The organism is Herbidospora mongoliensis (assembly GCF_001570545.1).
In the GTDB taxonomy this organism is placed as follows: Bacteria; Actinomycetota; Actinomycetes; order Streptosporangiales; family Streptosporangiaceae; genus Herbidospora; species Herbidospora mongoliensis.
Window position 1 is genome coordinate 117,317 of the sequence record NZ_BBXD01000012.1, and the last position, 22,784, is coordinate 140,100.

22 protein-coding genes are annotated in these 22,784 nt (G+C 67.2%); 10 read left to right on the forward strand and 12 right to left on the reverse strand.

Features of this window, described 5'->3' with window-relative positions:
- Nucleotides 1-137 precede the first annotated feature (137 nt).
- The 6 genes from AW272_RS15420 (at nucleotide 138) to AW272_RS15445 (ending at nucleotide 6,532) form a co-directional block, all read left to right on the forward strand.
- Nucleotides 138-1,070: a bifunctional riboflavin kinase/FAD synthetase gene (locus tag AW272_RS15420; protein WP_066365857.1), complete on the forward strand. Its 933-nt coding sequence runs from the start codon at nucleotides 138-140 to the stop codon at nucleotides 1,068-1,070.
- Between the two features lie 128 nt (nucleotides 1,071-1,198).
- On the forward strand, nucleotides 1,199-1,468 hold the full coding sequence (gene rpsO, locus AW272_RS15425; protein ID WP_066364974.1) for a 30S ribosomal protein S15: 270 nt from the start codon (nucleotides 1,199-1,201) through the stop codon (nucleotides 1,466-1,468).
- Between the two features lie 243 nt (nucleotides 1,469-1,711).
- The gene (locus AW272_RS15430; RefSeq protein ID WP_066364977.1) at nucleotides 1,712-4,033 is read left to right on the forward strand and encodes a polyribonucleotide nucleotidyltransferase; all 2,322 of its coding nucleotides are present in this window, start codon (nucleotides 1,712-1,714) and stop codon (nucleotides 4,031-4,033) included.
- Nucleotides 4,033-5,340: a M16 family metallopeptidase gene (locus AW272_RS15435; protein WP_066365859.1), complete on the forward strand. Its 1,308-nt coding sequence runs from the start codon at nucleotides 4,033-4,035 to the stop codon at nucleotides 5,338-5,340. The genes AW272_RS15430 and AW272_RS15435 overlap by 1 nt, the downstream gene beginning before the upstream one ends.
- Nucleotides 5,341-5,366: 26 nt before the next feature.
- On the forward strand, nucleotides 5,367-6,107 hold the full coding sequence (gene dapB, locus AW272_RS15440; RefSeq protein ID WP_066364978.1) for a 4-hydroxy-tetrahydrodipicolinate reductase: 741 nt from the start codon (nucleotides 5,367-5,369) through the stop codon (nucleotides 6,105-6,107).
- 26 nt (nucleotides 6,108-6,133) lie between these two features.
- A complete protein-coding gene (locus AW272_RS15445; RefSeq protein ID WP_066364981.1) occupies nucleotides 6,134-6,532 on the forward strand; it encodes an HIT family protein in 399 nt (132 codons plus the stop codon).
- Here AW272_RS15445 and AW272_RS15450 read toward each other — a convergent pair whose 3' ends face one another.
- From AW272_RS15450 to AW272_RS15480, 8 genes are all read right to left on the reverse strand, one after another.
- Nucleotides 6,533-7,741, reverse strand: a complete 1,209-nt coding sequence (locus AW272_RS15450) for a hypothetical protein (protein WP_157518574.1) — start codon at nucleotides 7,739-7,741, stop codon at nucleotides 6,533-6,535. It lies immediately after the preceding gene.
- Nucleotides 7,741-8,361 carry an HIT family protein gene (locus tag AW272_RS42050; RefSeq protein ID WP_157518575.1) on the reverse strand — a complete coding sequence of 207 codons (621 nt, stop codon included), beginning with the start codon at nucleotides 8,359-8,361 and terminating at the stop codon, nucleotides 7,741-7,743. The genes AW272_RS15450 and AW272_RS42050 overlap by 1 nt, the downstream gene beginning before the upstream one ends.
- On the reverse strand, nucleotides 8,351-8,884 hold the full coding sequence (locus tag AW272_RS15455) for a nucleoside/nucleotide kinase family protein (RefSeq protein ID WP_157518576.1): 534 nt from the start codon (nucleotides 8,882-8,884) through the stop codon (nucleotides 8,351-8,353). The genes AW272_RS42050 and AW272_RS15455 overlap by 11 nt, the downstream gene beginning before the upstream one ends.
- 88 nt (nucleotides 8,885-8,972) lie before the next feature.
- Nucleotides 8,973-9,416 carry an NUDIX domain-containing protein gene (locus AW272_RS15460; RefSeq protein ID WP_066364989.1) on the reverse strand — a complete coding sequence of 148 codons (444 nt, stop codon included), beginning with the start codon at nucleotides 9,414-9,416 and terminating at the stop codon, nucleotides 8,973-8,975.
- 93 nt (nucleotides 9,417-9,509) lie between these two features.
- Entirely contained in the window at nucleotides 9,510-10,379 is an 870-nt protein-coding gene (locus AW272_RS15465; protein ID WP_066364992.1) for a 1,4-dihydroxy-2-naphthoate polyprenyltransferase, read from the reverse strand.
- Nucleotides 10,376-10,993 carry a GNAT family N-acetyltransferase gene (locus tag AW272_RS15470; protein WP_066364995.1) on the reverse strand — a complete coding sequence of 206 codons (618 nt, stop codon included), beginning with the start codon at nucleotides 10,991-10,993 and terminating at the stop codon, nucleotides 10,376-10,378. Before AW272_RS15470 ends, AW272_RS15465 begins: the two co-directional genes overlap by 4 nt.
- 38 nt (nucleotides 10,994-11,031) lie before the next feature.
- Nucleotides 11,032-11,571: a CGNR zinc finger domain-containing protein gene (locus AW272_RS15475; RefSeq protein ID WP_245657559.1), complete on the reverse strand. Its 540-nt coding sequence runs from the start codon at nucleotides 11,569-11,571 to the stop codon at nucleotides 11,032-11,034.
- A 91-nt stretch (nucleotides 11,572-11,662) separates the two neighbouring features.
- Entirely contained in the window at nucleotides 11,663-13,102 is a 1,440-nt protein-coding gene (locus AW272_RS15480; RefSeq protein WP_066364998.1) for an aminotransferase-like domain-containing protein, read from the reverse strand.
- 421 nt (nucleotides 13,103-13,523) lie between these two features.
- On the opposite strand from AW272_RS15480, the gene AW272_RS15485 reads away from it, so the two are divergent.
- Both AW272_RS15485 and AW272_RS15490 read left to right on the forward strand, forming a co-directional pair.
- On the forward strand, nucleotides 13,524-14,354 hold the full coding sequence (locus tag AW272_RS15485; RefSeq protein WP_066365000.1) for a DMT family transporter: 831 nt from the start codon (nucleotides 13,524-13,526) through the stop codon (nucleotides 14,352-14,354).
- A 128-nt stretch (nucleotides 14,355-14,482) separates the two neighbouring features.
- Nucleotides 14,483-15,274 (forward strand): GNAT family N-acetyltransferase, encoded by a 792-nt coding sequence (locus tag AW272_RS15490; protein ID WP_218010909.1) that lies wholly within the window; start codon nucleotides 14,483-14,485, stop codon nucleotides 15,272-15,274.
- Nucleotides 15,275-15,530: 256 nt separating this feature from the next.
- Here AW272_RS15490 and AW272_RS15495 read toward each other — a convergent pair whose 3' ends face one another.
- The 3 genes from AW272_RS15495 to AW272_RS15505 form a co-directional block, all read right to left on the reverse strand.
- On the reverse strand, nucleotides 15,531-16,037 hold the full coding sequence (locus tag AW272_RS15495; protein WP_066365001.1) for a GntR family transcriptional regulator: 507 nt from the start codon (nucleotides 16,035-16,037) through the stop codon (nucleotides 15,531-15,533).
- A gap of 92 nt (nucleotides 16,038-16,129) precedes the next feature.
- Entirely contained in the window at nucleotides 16,130-16,789 is a 660-nt protein-coding gene (locus tag AW272_RS15500) for a JAB domain-containing protein (protein WP_245657560.1), read from the reverse strand.
- A 2,193-nt stretch (nucleotides 16,790-18,982) separates the two neighbouring features.
- Nucleotides 18,983-19,711 (reverse strand): GntR family transcriptional regulator, encoded by a 729-nt coding sequence (locus AW272_RS15505; protein ID WP_066365004.1) that lies wholly within the window; start codon nucleotides 19,709-19,711, stop codon nucleotides 18,983-18,985.
- Between the two features lie 158 nt (nucleotides 19,712-19,869).
- On the opposite strand from AW272_RS15505, the gene AW272_RS40610 reads away from it, so the two are divergent.
- A complete protein-coding gene (locus AW272_RS40610; protein ID WP_083958353.1) occupies nucleotides 19,870-20,379 on the forward strand; it encodes an ATP-binding protein in 510 nt (169 codons plus the stop codon).
- A gap of 412 nt (nucleotides 20,380-20,791) precedes the next feature.
- Here AW272_RS40610 and AW272_RS15515 read toward each other — a convergent pair whose 3' ends face one another.
- Nucleotides 20,792-21,601 carry an ArsR/SmtB family transcription factor gene (locus tag AW272_RS15515; RefSeq protein ID WP_245657561.1) on the reverse strand — a complete coding sequence of 270 codons (810 nt, stop codon included), beginning with the start codon at nucleotides 21,599-21,601 and terminating at the stop codon, nucleotides 20,792-20,794.
- Between the two features lie 229 nt (nucleotides 21,602-21,830).
- On the opposite strand from AW272_RS15515, the gene dapA reads away from it, so the two are divergent.
- A complete protein-coding gene (gene dapA / locus AW272_RS15520; protein ID WP_083958354.1) occupies nucleotides 21,831-22,751 on the forward strand; it encodes a 4-hydroxy-tetrahydrodipicolinate synthase in 921 nt (306 codons plus the stop codon).
- Nucleotides 22,752-22,784 lie beyond the last annotated feature (33 nt).

The following is a 22,784-nucleotide window of genomic DNA, read 5'->3' on the forward strand; positions in this document are numbered from 1 at the left end:
CTCCCGGGTCGGTGGCTTCACACTCTTGGAGATGCTTCCGGCCCGCGGTCCGGTTGGGTGGAGCCCTCGCCGTCTTCGCGTCCTGACGTGTGTGGGACGCTTAGGGCTACTTCGCTTATCGCCTGTTGGGGGTCGACGTGCGCGGCTGGCTCGGACTTGACGACGTGCCTTCGGACTGGGGCCGGTCCGTTGTCACGATCGGGGTGTTCGACGGCGTTCACCGGGGTCACCAGACGCTGGTGCGCCAGGCCGTCGATCTCGCCCGGGAGCTCGGGGTCGCCTCGGTCGCGGTGACCTTCGACCCGCACCCCGACGAGGTGGTGCGGCCCGGCAGCCACCCGTCGCAGCTGTCCACCCCCCATCGGCGCATCGAGCTGCTCGGCGCCCTCGGGGTCGACGCTGTCCTGATCCTGCCGTTCACGCTGGAGTTCTCGCGCACCTCGCCCGAGGAGTTCGTGCAGATCGCCCTGGTCGACCGGCTGCACGCCGCCGGGGTCGTGGTGGGGGAGAACTTCCGGTTCGGCCACAAGGCCGCCGGCAACCTGGCCACCCTGCGCGAACTGGGCGAGAAGTACGACTTCGTCGCCGTCGGCGTGCCTCTGGTGAGCAGCCTTGAGGACATCACGTCCTCGCTGATCCGCCAGCACCTGATCGACGGCGACGTCGCGGCCGCAGCCGACGAGCTGGGCCGCCTCCACCGGGTCGAGGGCGTGGTGGTCCGTGGTCACCAGCGCGGCCGGGCCCTCGGGTTCCCGACGGCCAACGTCGAGTCGGCGCCCCACACGGCCATCCCGGCCGACGGCGTCTACGCCGGCTGGCTCGAGTCGCCCGCCGAGCGCTGGCCCGCCGCGATCTCCATCGGTACCAACCCCACCTTCGAGGGCGTCACCCGGACCGTCGAGGCCTACGCCCTCGACCGCGACGATCTCGATCTCTACGGCCTCCATGTAGGGGTCGACTTTCTGTTTCGGCTGCGCGACACCCTGAAATTCGACTCGGTCGAGGCTCTGATCGAACAGATGCGCGCCGACGTCGACGAGGCCCGGCGACTGACCGTCTCGGCTGGTTAACGGGCGGTGGTACCTTTGAATGTCGGCTGAGCAATCACCGGCTTCTCGTCACGGCGACTGTAGGCACGCACGGTCGTTCGCGGGATTTGGAACCATTTTGCGCGTGCCCATGGAACAAAGGAGAAGCAGTGTCGCTCGACACCGCCACGACCAAGGCCATCGTCGTTGAATACGGCGCGACCGAGGGCGACACCGGGTCCCCCGAGGTGCAGATCGCTCTGCTGAGCAAGCGCATCAGCGACCTGACCGAGCACCTCAAGACCCACAAGCACGACCACCACAGCCGTCGCGGCCTGCTGCTGCTCGTCGGCCGCCGTCGCCGTCTGCTCAAGTACCTGCAGGCGAAGGACATCACCCGCTACCGCACGCTGATCGAGCGGCTGGGTCTGCGCCGATAACGCGCCTGAAGGGGGCGGCGAGGGCTTCGCCGCTCCCTTCCATGTAATGACAACCGAATAAAGAACCACACCCGTGAACCCAGTGCCCCGCGTCCATCCCGCGGAAAAAGAGGGCCGGTCCTCGGTAGTGGCCCCCGGTCGACGCGACCGGGCGCTTCGATCGAAGACCGGCGCCGCACCTCCGGGGAGCCGGCGAAACACCAGAAGGACGTGGGGTGACCGACCCGACCAAGGAGGTCCCCCGTGGAGGGTGTCCACAGCTCAGAAGCCGTTATCGATAACGGCTCCTTCGGCACGCGTACGATCCGGTTTGAGACCGGTCGTCTCGCGCAGCAGGCGGCAGGATCCGCCGTCGTCTATCTCGACGACGAGACGATGATTCTTTCGGCGACCACCGCCTCGAAGAACCCCAAGGAAAACCTCGACTTCTTCCCGCTGACGGTCGACGTCGAGGAGCGCATGTACGCCGCGGGCCGCATTCCCGGCTCGTTCTTCCGCCGTGAGGGCCGTCCGTCCGAAGACGCGGTCCTGACCTGCCGACTGATCGACCGGCCGCTGCGTCCGTCGTTCGTCAAGGGTCTGCGCAACGAGATCCAGGTCGTCGCCACCGTGCTGGCGCTCCAGCCGGAGCACCTCTACGACGTCGTCGCGATCAACGCCGCCAGCCTCTCGACCCAGCTCGCCGGGCTGCCCTTCTCGGGCCCCATCGGCGGCGTCCGGGTCGCGCTGATCAGCGGCCAGTGGGTGGCGTTCCCGACCCACACCGAGCTCGAGGGCGCGACCTTCGACATGGTCGTGGCCGGTCGCGTGCTCGCCGACGGCGATGTCGCGATCATGATGGTCGAGGCCGAGTCGACGCGTGACACGCTGAAGCTGGTCGCCGAGGGCGCCGTGGCTCCCACCGAGGAGACCATCGCCCAGGGTCTCGACGCGGCCAAGCCGTTCATCAAGGTCCTGTGCGAGGCGCAGTCGCAGATCGCCCGGGTCGCCGCCAAGGAGACCCGCGAGTTCCCGCTCTTCCTCGACTACCAGGAAGACGCCCTGCAGGCCGTCGAGGGCGCCGTGCGCTCCGAGCTGGCCGCCGCCCTCACCATCGCGGGCAAGCAGGAGCGCGAGACCGAGATCGACCGGGTCAAGGGCCTGGTCGGCGAGAAGCTGCTGGCCACCTTCGAGGGCCGCGAGAAGGAACTGTCGGCCGCCTACCGCAGCCTGACCAAGAAGCTCATGCGCGAGCGCGTCATCAGCGAGGGCATCCGCATCGACGGCCGCGGCCCGAAGGACATCCGGCAGCTCAGCGCCGAGGTCCACGTCGTGCCCCGTGTCCACGGCTCGGCCCTGTTCGAGCGCGGCGAGACCCAGATCCTGGGCATCACCACGCTGAACATGCTCCGCATGGAGCAGATGATCGACACGCTCAACCCCGAGCGCACCAAGCGCTACATGCACAACTACAACTTCCCGCCCTACTCGACCGGTGAGACCGGCCGCGTGGGCTCGCCCAAGCGCCGCGAGATCGGTCACGGCGCGCTGGCCGAGCGGGCGCTCCTCCCGGTTCTCCCGAGCCGCGAGGAGTTCCCCTACGCCATCCGCCAGGTCTCCGAGGCCCTCAGCTCCAACGGGTCGACCTCGATGGGCTCGGTCTGCGCGTCCACGATGGCGCTGCTCGACGCCGGTGTGCCGCTGCGCGAGATGGTGGCCGGCATCGCGATGGGCCTGATCGGTGAGGGCGACACGTTCGTCACCCTGACCGACATCCTGGGCGCCGAAGACGCCATGGGCGACATGGACTTCAAGGTCGCCGGCACCAAGGACGTCATCACCGCCCTGCAGCTCGACACCAAGCTCGACGGCATTCCCGCGTCGGTCCTGGCCGCCGCGCTCAAGCAGGCGCGTGGCGCCCGCCTGGCCATCCTCGACGTGATGCAGGAGGCGATCGACTCTCCGGCGGAGATGAACCCGACCGCGCCGCGCATCATCACGATCAAGGTCCCCGTAGACAAGATCGGCGAAGTCATCGGCCCGAAGGGCAAGATGATCAACCAGATCCAGGACGACACGGGCGCCGAGATCACCATCGAGGACGACGGCACGATCTACATCGGCGCCACCGACGGCCCCTCGGCCGAGGCGGCCCGGAGCGCGATCAACGCCATCGCCAACCCGCACATGCCGGAGGTCGGCGAGCGCTACCTGGGCACGGTCGTCAAGATCGCCGCCTTCGGTGCCTTCGTCAGCCTGATGCCCGGCAAGGACGGTCTCCTCCACGTCTCCCAGATCCGCAAGCTGCACGGCGGCAAGCGCATCGAGAACGTGGAAGACGTGATGGGCGTCGGCGAGAAGGTCCAGGTGGAGATCGCCGAGATCGACTCGCGTGGCAAGCTGTCCCTGGTTCCGGTCGAGGTCGTGGAGAAGGAAGCGGCCGACAAGGCCGCCCGCGTCGAGTCCGGTGAGCCCGAGCCGGCGGCCGCCGCGGCCGATTCGTCCGACGACGCCCGTGGCGACGACGACGAGCCCCGCCGCCGCCGCACCCGCAGCCGTTCCGGACGGGACGACCGCAACTCGTGATAACGACAACGCTGTTCCCCGGAAAGGACGGTGCGGGCGTCATCCGCCGCACCGTCCTGCCCGGTGGGCTCCGCGTGGTGACCGAGACGATGCCGACCGTGCGCTCCGTCGCGGTCGGCGCGTGGGTCGGCATCGGCTCACGTGACGAGGACCCCGAGCACACCGGCGCCACCCACTTCCTCGAACACCTGCTGTTCAAGGGCACTCCCACGCGCGACGCGATGGAGATCTCCGCGTCGATCGAGGGCATCGGCGGCGAGATCAACGCGTTCACCGCCAAGGAGTACACCTGCTACTACGCGCGGGTCCTCGACGAGGATCTGCCGCTGGCGATCGACGTGCTGGCCGACGTGGTCACCTCGTCCCTGATCACGCCTGACGACGTCGAGTCGGAGCGCGGCGTGATCCTGGAGGAGATCGCCATGCACGACGACGACCCCTCCGACGTGGTCCACGAGGCGTTCTCCGAGGAGCTCTACGGCGACACGCCGATCGGGCGCCCGATCCTCGGCAACGAGGACACGATCAACGCCCTCACGCGTGACCGCATCCACGAGTACTACCAGCGCTTCTACCTGCCCACCCACACCGTGATCTCGGTCGCGGGCAACGTGTCCCACGAACACGTGGTGGAACTGGTCGCCCGCGCCTACGAGCGCGCCGGGGCCCTGGGCGGCGACGCCGCGCCGATCCCGCCCCGCGTGGGCGGCGTCGGGCTACCCGCCCACCAGGGCGTGAAGGTCGTCGACCGGCCGACCGAGCAGGCCAACCTCGTGCTGGGCACCACCGGCGTGAGCCGTACCGACGAACGCAGGTTCGCCCTCGGGGTCCTGAACGCGGCGCTGGGCGGCGGCATGTCATCGCGCCTGTTCCAGGAGATCCGGGAGAAGCGCGGCCTGGCCTACAGCGCCTACAGCTACACCTCGCAGTACGCCGACACCGGCCAGTTCGGGGTGTACGTCGGCTGCCTGCCCGCCAAGATCGACGACGTCCTCAAGATCTGCCGCGACGAGATCGCCCGCGTGGTCTCCGACGGCTTCACCGAGGAGGAGATCGTCCGCGGCAAGGGCCAGATGCGCGGCGGCCTCGTGCTGGGCCTGGAGGACACCGGCTCCCGCATGTCGAGAATCGGCAAGAGCGAGCTCGTCTACGACCGGCTGATGTCCGTCGACGAGGTCCTGGAGCGCATCGACGCCGTCACGGCCGACCAAATCACCGAGATCGCGTCCGACGTGCTGACCCGCCCCCTCACCCTGGCCGTGATCGGCCCGTTCGAGGGCAAGGACTTCACCGCGGCGGTGAGCTGACCTGAGGGCCGCGCTAGCCTGAGCACGTGATCAAAGTAGGTGTGCTGGGCGCGCGCGGCCGCGTCGGGGTGGAAGTGTGCAAGGCCGTCCACGCGGCCGAAGACCTGGAGCTCGTGGGCGCCGTCGACAAGGACGACGCCCTCGACCCGATCGCGACCGCCGACGTGGTGGTCGACTTCACCCACCCCGACGTGGTGATGGGCAACCTCCGGTGGTGCATCGAACGCGGCGTCCACCCGGTCGTCGGCACGACCGGCTTCGACCCCACCCGGCTCGACGAGGTCCGGGCCCTCCTGGCCGCCAACCCCGGCACCAACGCGCTGATCGCGCCGAACTTCGGCATCGCGGCGGTGCTGATGATGCACTTCGCCCAGCAGGCGGCCCGCTTCTTCGAGTCCGTCGAGATCATGGAACTCCACCACCCGAACAAGGCCGACGCCCCTTCGGGCACCGCCCGACGGACTGCCGAACTGGTGGCCGCCGCCCGCGCCGAGGCCGGGCTCGGTCCTATGCCGGATGCGACCTCGCAGGAGCTTCCCGGGGCGCGGGGGGCGAACGTCGACGGGGTTCATGTGCACGCGGTGCGGCTGGCCGGGCTGATCGCCCACCAGGAGGTCATCCTGGGCGGCGACGGCGAGATCCTGACGATCCGCCACGACACCATGAACCGGGCCTCGTTCACGCCTGGCGTGCTGCTGGGGGTCCGCCGGGTGCGCGATCTGCCTGCTGGGCTGACCGTCGGTCTGGACGCGCTGCTCGACCTGTGAGCGCTTTTCCTGGGTACAGGAAAGTCATGAACTGCCCCTTCTGCGATCTCATCGCCGGTGGTGTCGCAACCTGCCACGGCAGCGTCGCGGTCATCCCGGACGCCTTCCCGGTGACCGAGGGGCACACCATGATCACCCCGGTTCGCCACGTCGCCGACATCTTCGAGCTGACCGGGCGGGAGGTGGCCGATGTCCACCGGCTGCTGCGGGACCTCCGCGAGCAACTCCGGCGCGGAGACTCGGCCATCGAGGGGTTCAACATCGGGGTCAACTGCGGAACGTCGGCTGGGCAGACCGTGCCGCACGCACATGTGCACCTCATCCCGAGGCGGCCGGGTGACACTCCGCATCCGGAGGGTGGGGTGCGCGGGGTGATCCCGGGGCGGATGCGCTGGGAGGCCGTCGCCGACGCGGCGGCAGAGTAGTCAGCGCCCCCAGACACGACGGACGAGGAAGCCGAGAAACGCCAGCAAGGCGGTGGCTGCAACGTTCCCGCCGACCGAACCCAACGGGCCCTCCTCGCCTTGGGCCCATCCCCAGAGCGAGAGCCCCGCGAGCCCGGCGGCGGCGGTCAGCCCGGTCCAGGAGAGAGCCTGCACCCAGTTGCGCAGCCGGGGCCCCCGCCGCAGCGCGGGCGGCTGCGGCAGCGGAACGCCGGCGAGCGCACTCTGCACCTGCCACAAGGTGTCCATGAGGATGCCGTACGTCCGGGTGGAGCGTTTCCTCGGCTGTCGGTAGGAGTAGACATAGCCCTCTTTGGTCTTCAGCGCCTCAAGGATGTCTCTCAGCAGCGACTGCAGTCTATGGTCTGAGGTGAGCAGGGCGGGGTTGTGCCGCGCCGCACAACAGAGCAGGTAGAGCTGCCACGGGACACCGACCTCCTCATGGTGATTGACCAGCGGGAACTCATGGAAGGACTCGGCCCGCACGGAGGGGTCGAGCTGGGTCAGGAACTCGGTGAGGAGATCGTCCGCGCCGGGAACGGTCCCAGGCAGTTCAAGCAAAACGAGCAGGCTCAGCACTCGTACAGGCAGATCTGAGTCCGGGTCCGTGGCCACTTCGCGGATCAGTGCGACGTCCTTCGGATCCGTGTGCAGGCCGGCGGCGTTCCGGGCGCGCACCACCGCGGCCGTGGCCACCTGGTCGACGTTCTGTCTGGCGAGATCGCCCGGCCAGCCCCCCGACGGGTTGCGGGCGATCTCGATGCGCTCGACCAGCTTTCGGCTCAGCCGATCTCTGCCGTCTGCCAGAGGGGCCGCCGACAGGGCGTAGAGCAGGTCGGCGCACTTGAAGGCGGTCCGCACCTCGGCTACCAACCGTGCCTGCAGCGCCGCCTTCTCACCGGGACCTCGGACCAGCCGCCGCTCGGCCTTCTCACGATGGCCGAGGTAGCGGAGGATGCCGGTGATGTGCTCGTTCCTGTCGTCGTCCGGGTTGGCTCTGGAGAGGGCCAGGAGGGCGGCGGAGGTGCCGTAAAGCCCACGCTGGTTCATGCTGTCGGGGTTGAGGAACTGCCCGGCGGCATAGTCTCCGGGCAGGAGGCCGACCGCCTGCTTGCCGGTCTTGAGGAGGTCGCGGAATTCGCCCTCTATGGCGGCCATGCCCGCGATGAGCCCATCCCGGGTGATTTGCATCACCATGTGGATGAAAAGAATGAATTGATGGTTCGCATGGTGTTTGTGCCGTCTTCCGTGACCAGGTAGTCCCAATGATCTGGCTTCCCTAGTATTTTGGCCCACTCGCGGCGGTAGTACTGACTTCTACCGATGTCCTGACCGACATGACATGGTCCTTTGTGGTGGCCCAATAACAGGTATGGAGCTCCGTCCATTTGGCCGTCGGACAAAGCCGAGGCCAGGTCGGGAAACGTTCGACAGGCCGGTGGCCTGGGCAGATCGTGGAAGCCTGGCACGATGTGCAGGTGGGCGTGCTCGATGCAGGCCGACCTTGGCAGCGTGTTTTCGGTCGAAGGTCCGCCATGTTCCCAATAGGTAAGGTCTCCGTGGCGACGTACCAGAAAATCGAGAACCTCAGCCACGAACTCGCGGAAGTCGCGTTCACTTCGGTCACTGGCGACAGCGGTTCGCAAACTGTGCACATGTCGAATAGGCGCTAATAACAGATAGCCGGGCGACAGGCCACCCATTCCGGGCAGCACCACCCCGCAGCGTGGGTCGAGCCACAAGGGCCGGTCGGTCCAGGGGATGTCGTCCGCCCCTGCGGCCGACCGGCACAGGAAGCAGTCAGCGATCATGCAGCAGCCCCGTGACCAGTTCGTAGAGGACCGGGCCGAACCCGGCGATGCCCTGGTCGCTGCTCTCGACCGTAGGGCGGGAGATGAAGGTGGAGTTATCGACGATCAGGTCGAACAGCCCCGGATCGGGCCCGAACCGCACCCCGTGGACCCGGCGGAAGTGCCGCACCGAGAACGCGTCCTTCGCCGCGATCTCCCGGCGCGTCAGTGGGGACGCGCGCGCTCCCGAACGTATTCGGCTGACCTGGGCCTTGGCCACCCGGGAGGGGAAACTGGACTCCAGCCAGACCCGGACGGCCCCCGGATGCGCGCACAACCAGGGCTGCAACCAGGCATCGACCACCACAGGCGAATCGGTGGTCGCGATGGCGCTGCCCATGAGCCGGTCCATCTCCCGGTCGACGTCGGTGTCGGCCGCCCGTAGCCGGTCGCCCTCCGGCAGCCATTCCTCGGCCACCGAACCCGACTCGGGCAATATTTGCCTTCTGATCGCCGACATTCCGAGGTATTTCCATTCCAGCATTTCGGCTAGGAGTCTGGAATGCGTGGTTTTACCTGCAGCGGTGAATCCGGAGACGATGACCATTGCGGGCGGCGCCACCTCGGCGGCCTCATCCCGAAAGGGCCAGGATGAAATCGGGAAGACGCTCCATAGTGGGGCGCTGGGACTTTATGACGGCCAGTCTCGGCAACTGGTCGAACGGGTACCAGGCCAGTTCGTCGAGGAAGTCGCCCGGCGCGCGATGGGGCTTCCCAGGCTCCCCCATGACGTTGCAGAGCCGCGAGACCGCGATGACGCGCACGGACGCCCGCCCGACCATCATCTGCCAGTCCCACATGTCGACGATGGTGGGCTTCGGCACGACGTGGAAGCCCGTCTCCTCTCTCACCTCACGGGTGATCTGGTCGTCGAGCGGTTCCAGGACGGTCTTGAGGCGCCCGCCGGGCAGTTCCCACAGACCGGGATTGTGCGGGTCGGCGGCCGATTTCCGCACCAACAGGATGCGATCGTGATCGACGATCACGGCCTTCTGAGCGAATGTCAGTTGAGGCATACTCTTCTCTCAGGTTAAGGGAATTGTCTCCACTATCGCGGAGCCGGCTTAACCTGTCGAGCAATACCTGATTATGCGTGCCCAATAATGGATTTACGCGAGTGCAAGGCCCACTGCGAACAACACGCCGAAAGCGATTTGCAGCCGGCCGGTCTGCTGAAGGGTGGCGATGAGCGCGCGCCCCTGGAGGCCGCCCAAGACCTCGCGGACCGGCGGCACGGCCAGCGGGAGCGCCAGCAGCCCCAGCGCCGCGAACGGGCGGACGAACAGCAGCGGCAGCACACACGCGAACGGGACCAGCAGGCAGGCCGCGTAGAGGACCCGGGTCCTGCGGTCGCCGAGGACCACCGCGAGGGTGCGTTTCCCGGCGGGTTCGTCGGTCTGGATGTCGCGCAGGTTGTTCACCACGAGCAGCGCCATGGCCAGCAGGCCGACCGGGACGGCCACCCACACCGACAGCCACGACCACCCGGTCTGCACATAGGCCGTGCCGATGACGGCGACCAGGCCGAAGAAGAAGAACACCGACAACTCGCCGAGCGCGCGGTAGCCGTAGGGCCGCGAACCGCCCGTGTAGAACCAGGCCGCCAGGATCGACAGCGCGCCGAACGCGAGCATCCACCAGGCCGAGGTCGCCACCACGAGCGCCAGCCCGACCACTGCGGCGGCGGCGAAACAGCCGAGCGCCGCGGTGAGGACCGCCTTGGGGGTGGCCGCCTTCGAGCCGACCAGGCGCATCGGTCCGACGCGGCCGTCGTCGGTGCCGCGCACGCCGTCGCTGTAGTCGTTGGCGTAGTTGACGCCCACCTGGAGGACCAGCGCCACGAAGAGGGCGGCCAGGGCGGCCCACCAGACGAAGGATCCGTCACCGATGGCGACGCCGGTGCCGGCCGCGACCGGGACGACCGCGGCGGGGAGAGTGCGGGGGCGCGCGCCGGCGACCCATTGAGCGGGGGTGGTCACGAGCGTGAGATGTCCGTGGTCATGCGGACCATCCGGATCGGGCGGCCCATGTCGAGCACCCGCTCGGCCATGTCTTCGCCCCAGCCGGCCGACTCGAGGAACCCGAGCATCGCGTAGTTCTCCGCGAACACCCAGGTCACCACCGAGGAGTAGTTGTCGTCGCGCAGGTGGTCGACGGTCGCGTTGAGCAGCCGGCTGCCGTGACCGCGCCGGATGTGATTGGGGTCGACCAGTAGCGTGAGCAGTTCGGCGGTGAAGCCGGGGTGCAGATCAGGGTCTTCCGCGGGGCCGTGGGAGGCGAGCCCGACGACCCGGTCGCTGGCCCGCTCGTTGGCCGTCGGCAGCGCCGCGAGCACGCCGCCCGGACCGAGCGCGCGCCATTCTTCGGTGTCGGGAACGACACGTTCCACGGCGACGAGAACCCGGTGCCGAGGGGAGGGAGGCGACATGATCGCCTCGTCCCACTGACGCCGCCACATCTTCTCGGCGGCGGGGCCGGTCATCTGCTGCAGCGGGCCGGGGGGCAGGAAGTCGCGGTAACCGTGCTTCCACGCCCTGATCTGGGTGCTCGTCACCGCGTCGACATCTTCGAGACGGGCAGGTCTGACACCCATTTAGCCGGCTCCTTTCTGTGCCAATGACACCGTACTGGTCAGGCGGGCATCTCCGGACCTTCAGCCTGACGCCGTGCCCTATATGTCCGAGTTTTCGTGCGATTTCCACACACGCGCATCGAGCACCACGCGCGCGAGCGGTTCTTCGACGCGTCGATGAAGGCCACCTGGCAGGTGCTCTCGACGCACACCTTAAGGCGTGGCCACGTGCCGTCGGCGTGCGCCGCAGCGATCATCGCGACGAGTCCCGCGAGACCGCGATGTGGCGTGTCGCCCGCCGGCACGAGCCTGGGCATCCCGCCGTCGATGGTGACGCGCAGCGGGATAGCGGCCAGCGCCGTCTCCAGAGGTTCAGGGGTCGTGTACGTCACCGCGTCGTGGTTGTGCCGCAGACTCGCCCTCAGACCTTCGCGCAGGTCTCTCGCCAGTGCGAGATCGTCTTCGGCGGGTTCGAGGCCGTGGCTCTTCAGCCAGTCGGACAACGCGTGGTCGGACGTGAGGTCGTCGGTATCGGTCTCGACGTCGTAGGTGTTGACGAAGTCGCGCAGCAGTTCAGCCGGACCGGACACGGTGATCACCTCTTCCGGGGCACTCTAGCCGGGAATAAACAGACACCCTCATAACGCTTTAGCTGGTGTCGAGATTCCATTGAGGAGAACACCATGCACGTCAGCTACCTCGCCTACCTGGCCTTCCAGCAGAAGAAGCGCCGGGAGCGCCTGTCCCCGGTCCCCCGTAAGCCCGCGCGAGGCGAATGACCCCCTCGGCCAACTCGGCCCGATGAGACGCGGCCGTATGAGTGAGCCGCAGCCACGGCCCCGGTGGCTCGGCGGCGTGATAGATCGTCCCGGGGCTGACCAGCACGCCCGCCCGCTGGGCGCGTTCGACGAGAGCCGATTCGTCCAGCGCGGGCGGCAGCCGTACCCACACATGAAGCCCTCCCTTCGGCACCAGTTCGGTCTGGACCTCCGGAAGATGGCGGTGCAGGCTCTCCAGCAGGATGTGACGCCGCTCGTCGATCTCCGCCGCGACGGCCGCCCGGTGACGACGCCAGGCCGGCGCGGAGACGAACTCCAGCGCCGTCTCCTGCAGCGGCCGGGCGACGAAGAACGACTCGACGATCTGCGCGGCCCGTAGCCGGGCGGCGGCGGGCCCCCTGGCGATCAGCCCCGCTACCCGGAGGCTCGGGGCCGTGATCTTGCTGAGCGACAGGACGTGGACGACCGTGCCATGCGTGTCGAGCGCCACCAGCGGAGGCGGCGGGGGAGTGGTGGCGAGATACCGGGCGAAGTCGTCTTCGACGACGAACGCGTTGGCCGCCCTGGCGATGTCGAGGACCTGCCGGCGTCGCTCCAGCGACTGGGTCGCGCCGGTCGGGTTCTGCAGGGTCGGCTGGCAGTAGAAGACCCTGGCCCTCGTCCGCGCGAACGCCTCCGCGAGGTGGTCGGGGCGGACTCCCTGTTCGTCCGCCGGTACGGGGACGATGCGCAGCCCCGCGGTCCGCGCGGTGGCCAGCGCGCCGGGGTAGGTCGGGGTTTCGACCAGCAGCGGGTCGCCCGGCGCGGCCAGGGCGCGGAAGGCGTGGGTGAGTGCCGCCTGGCCGCCGCTGACGATCAGGACGTCGTTCTGCGTGGTCTCCGTCTCGCCGGCGAACCAGGTGCGCAGCTCGGGGATGCCCGAACGTGGGGGCATCGACCAGGCGTCCGGCCTTTTGACCGCTCTGATGGCGGCGGCGCTGAGTTCCTTGGTCGGTCTGAGCACGGGGTTGAGATAGCCGCCGGTCAGCGGGATCACGCCGTCCGCGGGCTGCTGGAGGATCGACGTGAGCGGCGCCTCGTCGATGACCCGGTCGCTCAGGGCGACGGTCTGCCAGGAGGGGTCCGTCTCATGGCGTCGCGGGGGGCTCGCGACGAACGCGCCCGCACCAGGACGGGTGACGACGACGCCCTCGGCCACCAGCTTGGCGATGGCCTTGGAGACGGTGCCGGGGGAGACGCTGTGGGCTTGGACGATCTCCCGGCTGGAGGGGAGCCGGTCACCTGGGCGGAGGGCTGCTGCGCGGGCCCGCAGGGTATCGGCCAGACGAGCGATACTGCTATCGTCGATCATGAGGAGTAAGGATAGCGCTACTGACCCGATCGGCGTAGTGGATGACAGGGCCCTGGCTGAGGATCGGAAGCTGAGAACTGCTTTCCATCATCCAGAGGCGGTTGGTAGCGCTGCTGAGGGTGAAGCGGATGATCGCCCAGGATCTGTGGCGGGCGGGGCAGCTTCCATCGTCGATGACCGAGGCTCTTCCGTCGTAGCGGATGCCACGGAGCTTTCCGGAGGTCGGCCGGGCACTCCGGGATCTCCGAAAAGCGCTGTAGCGGTTGTGACGGATAACGGAGATTCCGACGTTCTCGCTGATTCGGCAGGCACTACGGGGAGCCCTGGATCCCCGAAAGATGCTTCCGCTGCGGATCCTCCTCAGGAGGTCGCCGCGGCGAGGTCGCGGGCTCGCATCGGGACGGCGCTCGCCGCCGTCGGCGTGCTCGCCTTCTCCGGCTCGTTTCCCGCCACCGTGTACGCCATGCGCGGCCTCGACCCCTTCCTGGTCTCCATCGGCCGAGCGGTACTCGCCCTGGTCGTGGCGGTCGGCTTCCTGCTGATCGCCCGCGCACCGCTGCTCCCGCCCCGCCGTGACCTGTGGTCCTACGTGGTCATCGCCGTCGGCGTGGTCTTCGGGTTCCCCGTGTTCAGCGGCCTGGCCCTGCACGGAGGCGCGTCCGCGTCCCACTCCGCCGTCGTCATCGGCCTGCTACCGGCCGCGACCGCGGTCTTCGCGGTCCTGCGCGCGGGCGAACGCCCCCGGATCGTCTTCTGGATCGCGTCAGCCCTGGGGGCGCTCTCGATCACCGTGTTCACCCTCGCCCGCGGCGGCGGCCACGTCACCCCGGCCGACCTGCTGCTCGTCCTCGCCCTGGTCTCCGCCGCCGTCGGCTACACCGAAGGCGCCCGGCTGACCCGCACCACCCCCGGCTGGCGCGTCGTCTCCTACGCCCTCGTCGTGGCCGCCCCGCTGACCGTCCCGATCACCGTGTGGCTGGCGATGACGACAGAGGTCACCCTCGACGGGGAGTCGGTCTCCGGTCTCCTGTACGTCGGCCTCGTGTCCATGTACCTGGGCTTCATCCCCTGGTACGCGGGCCTCGCCCAGGGCGGCATCGCCCGAGCCGGCCAGACCCAGTTGGCCCAGCCGCTGCTCACTTTGGCCTGGGCGTGGTTACTGCTCAGCGAGCCGTTCGACCCGTGGATGATCGTGGCGGCGGCAGCCGTGCTGATCTGCGTCGCCGCGACCCAACGCTCCAGGGCCAGATGACGAGACGCTCGTACCGTGTTTTCTGCCGCCTCACCGGCTAGGTGTCTACTGCCCTGTGAGGAGGGTGTCGAAGGCGAGACCGCCTGGGGAAGCCCTCCGATGGTCCGAGAGCGGAAAGGCCTTGCAACTTGAGCCAGTTCGGTAATGCTGCGGACCTCCTCGCCGGTCTCGATGACGACCGTCGGGCCGATGGCGAGGCCGCCGGACGCGGCGGCGTGGTCCGCGAATCGTCAGCGGACGGCGCTGAGTGCCGAATCGTCTACAGCCGCTGCGCAGAGGAAGAGGTCGACGAGGTCATCGCCGCGGAGGTCGCCCTGGCCCGATCCGGCGGCTACACGCTGGAGTGGAAGACCTACGGACACGACGAGCCATCCGATCTGGGCGCTCGCCTGGTCGCGGCCGGTTTCGCACCCGAGGCCCCGGAAAGCGTCCTCGCGCTGAGGCTTGACGACACAGCCCTCACCGCCTTCGACCCCACCGGCTTCGACGTCAGGCGTATCGCCGACCCGCGAGGTCTGGCCGATTACGCGGCCATCTCCCGGGAGATCGGCCGGCGGAACGCGGAGGAGGAGAGGGAACGGCTCGCGCGCATCCTGCGTGAGACACCCGGGGCGATGAGTGTCCACGTCGCCTACGTCGACGGCGAGCCGGTCGCGGCGGGACGTGTCTACTTCAAGGAAGGCAGCCGCTTTGCCGAACTGGCCGGTGCCAGGACCAAGACCACACATCGTCGGCAAGGCCTGTTCATCGCAGCCGTTGGCGCCCGACTGCGCGAGGCCCGCGACCGGGACCGCACCCATGTCTTCGTCGACGCGTTGCCGACGTCAGAGTCGACGCTCCGGAAACGGGGCTTCGAGCTGGTGACCCGCACCCAGCCGTACATATACGAGCCCGAGGTCCGCGCCGCGTCGAACCCGTGAACACAGGCCTGAACCGCAGACACCAACGGTCCAACAGTCCCGGGATGTGTTGAACATCTCGAAGCGGATGATCACCCTGCCGGAGTGCGAGAGAAGCAACGACAGCTGGGCCGAGAGTTACGAAGTACGAAGCTGAATGACCCACGGTGGGTGCCGAAGCGGGCGCGCCGACCCGGAGCAGGTGCTTGTCTGCCCCGCGTCGGCGCATTCCGACTTGTTGACCCACGCGACCCGGACCACGCTGGAGGGCCCGACGTCACCGCCCGTTGAGGCGGTTCGCCGGTGGGCGCTTCGGCTTGGGCCACTTCTCGCGGGCCGTCGCGTATGTCCCGCGATAGGGGACCGTGAACACGTATCCCTGTTTGCGCAGGGTCGCGATCGCCTGGCGAACGGTGGCCTTGGCCACGCCGTGTTCGGCCATCAGGGTCTTCTCGCTGGGCAGCGCGCGGTTCGCGGGGAACTCGCCTGAGCGGATCTTCTCCGCCAGGACCTTCGCGATCTGCTGGTAGACCGGAAGCTCCGATCGCGGGGTGTCAGGGGTGCCCACGAAGGTGCCCTCGCCCTGGATCGTGTAGGCGAGCCCCTGGTCGCGGAGCTCACGCGCGACCCGGCGGGCGGTCATGCGCGCGACGTTGTATTCGGCTTCGAGTTCCGCCTCGCTGGGGATGGCGTCGCCGGGGCTCAGCTCGCCGTCGGCGATCTTCCGCCGGAGCTCCTCGGCTATCTGCTTGTAGACCGGCACAGGTCCCTCTCGGTCGAGCATCTTCGTATCCTAGACCAAACAGTACGTACACCCAGAAACCAGACACTTGCTAAGTCTCTATAGACGGTGACTAGACCTATATGTAGATTGGCTTACGCAACCCGGCGCCACCTGGTGTCGGTGACAACGAGGTGATCGAGGAAGGTGAGGCCAACGATGTCGGAAGCTCGTCGTAGGTGGTCGGTCGAGGCCACGTCGGCAGGACTCGGCTCGATGGAGCCGCTCGGGTGGTTGTGTGCCACCCCGAACGCCGCTCCTCCCGAGGTCAGAACCGCGGTGATCACGTCGCGGACCGGAAGTGAGGTGTGGTCGCTTCCACCCTCCGTGATCACCGATTGGCGCAGCACCCCGCCGCCGGTGTCGCAGACCACCAGAACCAGCCGCTCCTTCGCCTGCTCCCGCAGCAGCGGAGCCACCAGGGCGGCGAGATCGGCCGAGGTGGTGATGCGCAATGGGCCGGGGCTGCTCTGCGAGCGACGTACAAGATGAAACGCGGCGGCGACACGGGCGGCCTTCGCCGGCCCGACCCCCGGAACGCTGAGCAGCCGATGTGGTTCGGAACGCGCGAGTTCCCCGAGATCGCCGCAGTGGGAGATCACCCGCGAGGCGAGCTCGACGGCGCTCATGCCACGGCTGCCCGATCCGAGGAGAATGGCCAGTAATTCACGATCGGCCAGGGCGTTTCCTCCTTTCTCCAGTAAACGCTCACGTGGCTGATCGCCCGCCGCCATGTCCTTGACCCGCAACCCCATGACGCACGTTTTACCACCACCCGCCGACGTTCTTGCGGTGCCCGCATTTGTCCATCCGGTATACAGCCGAAAGTGGTTTATGTCCCAGGCGTGGCTGTGACGCGATTCCCCTGATTAGAACTGCTTGTTCTGCCGGGATGTCCTGTTGCCTCGTTCGCGAGAGTATGTCTGCGTCATTGCCGTCTGGGCATGTTCGTACCGTTCTCTGGAAGTTCCTGTACGACCTGGCCAAGGCCGGGAAGCCTGCCGTGCGCCCGCGTCGAGAGTGTGTGATCGCTTTCCGTGAGCTGAATTGACCGCCATCCCTGACCGACGGGGATGCTGGCTGGTCTCGAGCGGCGGGTTCTGTAGACCTCGGAGAATGGTTGCCGCACGGTTTGTGCCGAATGGTCATGTTGTGCTGCACTTCGATTCCGGCCGTACCCGTAGAGGGTGTCGGAATCGCTTACGTGGCCAAGTGGAAAGGGCGGCCAGCACAATGTGCCGCAACGTCTCAAAAGCGCTCGCCGCCCCACATCGCCCCCACTTGTGGGGTGGCGAGGGGCCGGTCGCTGGAACTCCATATCAGGACGAGGGAGGGTTCCAGCGACCGGCAGATCTCACACGACGTTGGCCCAGATGGACATCCAGGCTCACCGTTTGCCCGATTCGAGGTTGCCGGAGTCAGAGATCCCACAAGCACTCGCCGCCTGCCTTGCCTTGCCTTGCCGGGTAGCGAGGGGGCCGGCCGCTGGAACGCATCGGCAGCTTCCAGCGGCTGGTTGACCTCCACTCAGGTGACACTGATGCCGTCTGCGCCCGACTGGGTGACGGCATGCTGTGAGGCACTGGGTGCTTTTGCGTGCGCAGTCGGCGGTGAGCCACCCGACCGGGCATTGGTCTGCCGATCTCGTCCTGAGTAAGCCTGACCTGCTGGCTCGGTCAGAAGGACTCGATCCGGGAGTACGTCTCCGGGACGATCGCTGGCTGACTTTCGCGATGCGTGTCATCCATGGGCGCTGGTGATGAGAACCCGCCAGGTGCGGCACCGCGACGGTTATTGCGAAAAGCACTTTTCGTGTACGCCCTGCTGCCGAGCCGATGCCCATCAATCTCCCTCCGCAGGGGGATCTGTGCTCTTGAGTGGCGAGGCCGGTCGCTGGAGTCTGTCGGGAGGCACCGGTGACCGGTTGCAGCAAAGCGCGCCGGCGAATCGCGACCTACACCGGAATGCCCGAAGCCGCAGACTCCCGAGCCGTGGTCCCGGCAGAGCGAGGGACGGAAGGGCCCAAGGCGACCTACAAGCGTTCGCTGGGCATGCGCCGCTGACAGAACATGCTCGGTGAGCACTACGCACGCATGCCTGAGTGCCCGTCTGTTGAGGGGCGACCGAGAGTTGAGACGTTCGTGGTGGGCTTGTGCGCGGTCATCGCGGGCCAAGTACGGGTAGTTGAACGAAGCGAGGCCAGCGAGAGCCCGCGCGTCTAGGGGTCGAGTAGCCCAGGTGACCTGCAATTGTTTGCGACCTATTGGGGACGCGCGGCTGGGTGGGCTGAGGTGGCGAGCGCTCGTCGCAGGGGCTATGCGCGCCAAAAGCGGAGACGCCCATGACGAGCTTGCGATTGATCGCGGCTTGTTGGGCATGCGCACCTGGGCGGACCGTGGTCGGTATCCGTGGTTCGTGCACTGTGAGGTGTGCGCATCGAGGGGTTGAGACGCCCATGGCGAGCTTGTGCTTGTAGTGCATACGCGGACGAGCGGACCCAGATCGGCCAGTGCTCGTTGCGAGGGGCTGTTGTCTGCGCACGCAGTCAGTCTCTGGGCGCACGCGAGGTGAGCCCGTGGAGAGATCGGACGCCAAAGGCGAACTCGATCGTTGTTGCGACTCATTGGGTGTGCGCCTCGAACGCACAAAGGAGCCTCGTAGCCCCGGCCTGGGTGCCGCCGCACGGCACGACGGTTTCGCCGACTCCGCCAGTGCGGTGGCCGGCGAAGATTCGCCGGCGTTCGGTGAGGGCCGGTCGCTGGAGTCCGTTGGAGGGAGGGCTTCAGCGACCGGAAAGGTCAGGTGATCTTGAGACAGGACATACCGAAGTGTTGGAAAGCCCCGCACGCCACCACCCGCAACCGCAAAGCGGATCGCGGGAACCTCGCCGACAGCAGGTTCCCGCGATCCGGTCGTACACAGAACAGAAGCCCGTTGGAAGGAGGGCCTCAGCGGGTGGGGCTGGTCTGGTCTCCGTAGGGAGCAGGGAGGGTGTAGACGAGCCGGAACTGGTCGCACGGAATGATCACGTCGCTGGTCTCCACGGGTTTGTCGCCCGCCCAGTGGGTGCGTTCCACGTGGAGCACGTGAACACCGGCGGGGAGGTCCAGTACGTCGCTTTCCACGGGTTGGGGGACCCGTGCGTACACGTGTTCGGTCACCTCGGTCAGCTTCAGGCCGTTGCCGCCGAGGCGGTGGGCGACCTGGGTGATGTCGTCGGTGCCGTCGTTGTAGACGACGGGTTCGTACGACACCGCCAGCTGCACGGGCTTGCCGTCGCTGCGATAGACGATGCGCGTTCTCGTGACGGGGGATTGGGCGGCGATGCGCAGGCGTATGGCGATGTCGGGCCTGGCCTCGGCGGAATCGGTCTTGACGTCACACGTCGGGCGGCGCCCGATGGCGTGCATGTCGGTCGAGAAGTGGGCCTGTGCACGGTGGAGCGGGAGCAGGTCCGGCCGTTGGCGGACCCGATGGCCCGACCCGACGCGGCCGATGATCAACCCTTCTTGGGCCAGCACTCGAAGCGCGTGGCGGGCGGCGGTTTCGCCCACTCCGTACTTCCTAGTGATCTGGTGCCGCGAGGGAATCGGCGCTCCGGGTTGCAACAGGCCCTCCGTTATCTGACGGCGGAGGTCTTCGACAACACGCAGGTAAACCGGATCGGAGTTGGCCACTTATCCATCCTTGGACTGTAAAGCGTTAATTCCGATCCTCCCGTATCCGATGCACAACCCAGAGTAATGGCCATCAGTTGTGATTCCAACTTTACTCACGACCTGTGGAGGATCCTGTCGTGGATCGTCATACTTTGTCCCTGCCTGGACGGCCCTCGATGGCAGCCGTGGCCAGGGCATTCGTCCGGCGCTACCTCGATGGGCACCCACTCGCCCATGATGCCGAGGTCATCGTTTCCGAGTTCTTCTCGAATGCCATTCGCTATAGCAAAAGCCTCGATGGCGGTATTGTCCGCATTTGCGTTATTAAGATGGAACGCTCCATTCGTATAGAAGTGACTGATTCTGGCGGTGGGGTTGACGTACCGAGGGAGAAACGCCCTTTGCCCGGCGACGAACACGGCCGCGGCCTCGGGATCGTCCGCTCGATGGCCACGGCCTGGGGACATGAGGGTCTGGGAGATGTGTACGTCACCTCGTGGGCGCAGCTCGACGATCCTGCGGCCTGGCTTCGTCCACTCCCGCAGATCGGGCCCGGCTGGTGCCCGTCCGTGTCGGATCCCCTGCGCGACCTTTCGCTGGGCGTCGTCGGAGCGATCTCGCCGGGCGACTTACTGAGGGGTGTGCGGCCGGCGTCGTCCACCGAATTCCACCGGCGTGACCAGTAGGAGGCGCGCCCGATTCAGCATGGCCGTATCCAGTACACGGAGGACGGGTTTCGGGCCCCTTATTCGACCGATTTTGGACTACTCGCACAGCCGGATGTGGTGTCCCGGAGGAGTTCCGGATGGCCGTTTCTCGCGTCCCGAATGTAGGCGGGATCTGGGCCATGCCCGTTTCTTGAAATTCCGGATCCAGTGGGTGGCTCGCTGGACTCCAACTCATGTCCCGAAATTTCGGTACGGAAGGATGCGCGTGGGTGCCGCCTCGCCTGTGGATGTCACGAAATTTCGGGCGTGGTGAGGCTGATTGGGCGGCCGTCGCGGCACGGGTTCGTACCCGACGGCTCAAAGCCTGGAGGAATCAGGCTCCAAGGCGTCGCGGGTCTCCCTGGTGGTCGCGAAGATCGAGCAGGTCAGGTCAGGTCAGGTTCGGGAGGGGCTCGCCTGTTTCCAGGAGGGTCTTCAGGTTGGAGAGGATCGAGGGCCAGCCCTGGCTGATCTCCGGGAGGATGGCGCTGCCCTTCATGAAGTCGTCATGGATGACCGTGAGTTTCACCAGTTCACCCATCGGTTCCAGGGTGAAGGTCACCTTCGAGCGCGGCTCCGCGCGCCAGGCGGTCAGTTGCTCTCCGCCCAGGTCGACGGCCTTGGCGAAGTCGTCGGTGAGGGTGTGCCAGGCGTAGGCGAGCCGTTCGAACGGCTTGGACTCCAAGACCACCTGGTGGTCCGGATCGTCCATGATCACATCGCCCATTCCCCACACGACGGGCGCGCCGACCTCCCATGTCGATTCGAGTGAGATGCCCCAGTACTGCCTGGTGAACTCCGGTGTCGTGAGGGCCTCCCACAGGCGCTCGGGGGTCGTTTTGATGTACGTCGTGTAGGCGAACTCGGTTGAGGTCATGGGCGCCTGCTCCAATGCGGTTTTGAGGTCGGCCAGGGCGCTCGCCCTGGCTCTCGCGTACCGGCCGAGCCAGCGGTCGGCGATTGCGTTGACGGGTTCGGCGTTCAGGTAGTGGAGTTTTTCGCGGCCTCGCCTGGTCGTGGTGATCAGGCCGGCCGACTCCAGGACGGCCAGGTGCTTGCTCACCGACTGGCGGGCCATCGTCAGGCCGTCACACAACTGACGCAGGGTCTGGCCGTTCACGGCGTTGAGCCGGTCGAGCAACTTCCGGCGGCTGGGGTCGGCCAGAGCTCGGAAAACACCGTCGAAGGCCTCGTCGTCCACGCCATCGAACGATAGGCAGCCATCTGGCTGCATGTCAACGCGGGAAAATATCTTCCAAGAGTCTGTAACGCGGCCGTAAGACAGCTCGATTGAGGGATAGAGGCCGCTGATGTGTGTACCCCCGAGCACATATCGGCGGCCTCTTTCGCGCCCTCATATCCGCGCCGGGTTATCCACAGGCGGGGTGGCGGGGTCCACCGTTTGGGCGGATCCAGGTACCGTTCGGTCTATGGCATCGCCAACTGGAACCTCTGACGCCCCCTTCGGCCGCATGCTGACCGCGATGGTGACCCCTTTCACCGTCGACGGAGCCGTCGACTACGACGCGGCAGGGCGGCTCGCCGGCTATCTCGTCGACGAGCAGCGCAATGACGGCCTCGTTGTGAGCGGGACCACGGGTGAGAGTCCCACCACCACCGACGAGGAGAAAGAGCTTCTCGTCCGGGCCGTGGTCGAGGCTGTTGGAGACCGGGCCTTCGTCGTGGCGGGTGTCGGCACTTATGACACCGCCCACAGTGTGAAGGCGGCGAAGGCGGCCGAGCGGGCCGGTGCTCACGGGCTGCTCGCGGTGACGCCTTACTACAGCCGTCCGCCCCAGGAGGGGCTCTACCGGCACTTCGTGGCCATCGCCGATGCGACCGAGTTGCCGGTGATGCTCTACGACATTCCGGGGCGGTCCGTCATCCCGATCGCACGGGAGACGCTCATCCGGCTGGCCCAGCATCCGCGGATCGTCGCGGTGAAGGATGCCAAGGCAGACTTCCAGACGACGGCCGAAGTCATGCTCGCGGCCGAGTCGCTTGCCGTCTATTCGGGCGACGACGCGGTCAACCTGCCATGGTTGTCGGTCGGGGCGGCCGGTTTCGTGAGCGTGATCGGCCACGTCGCGGGGGCAGACCTCGCAGAGATGATCAATCGTTTTCGCCAGGGTGACGTCGCGGGAGCCCGCGAGATCCACCTGCGTCTGGTGCCCGTCGTTTCGGGGATCATGAACCAGGCCGGTGGGGCGATCATGGCGAAGGCGGCTCTGAGACTTGTCGGCCAGGAAGCCGGTCCAATGCGGCTGCCGCTGGTCGAGGCAACACCTGAACAGAACTCGCTGCTCCGCGCCGACCTCGTCGCGGGCGGCCTGAAGGTCATAGGAGATTGAGTGCTGCTGGTTACACCCCATGATCTCGGGGTG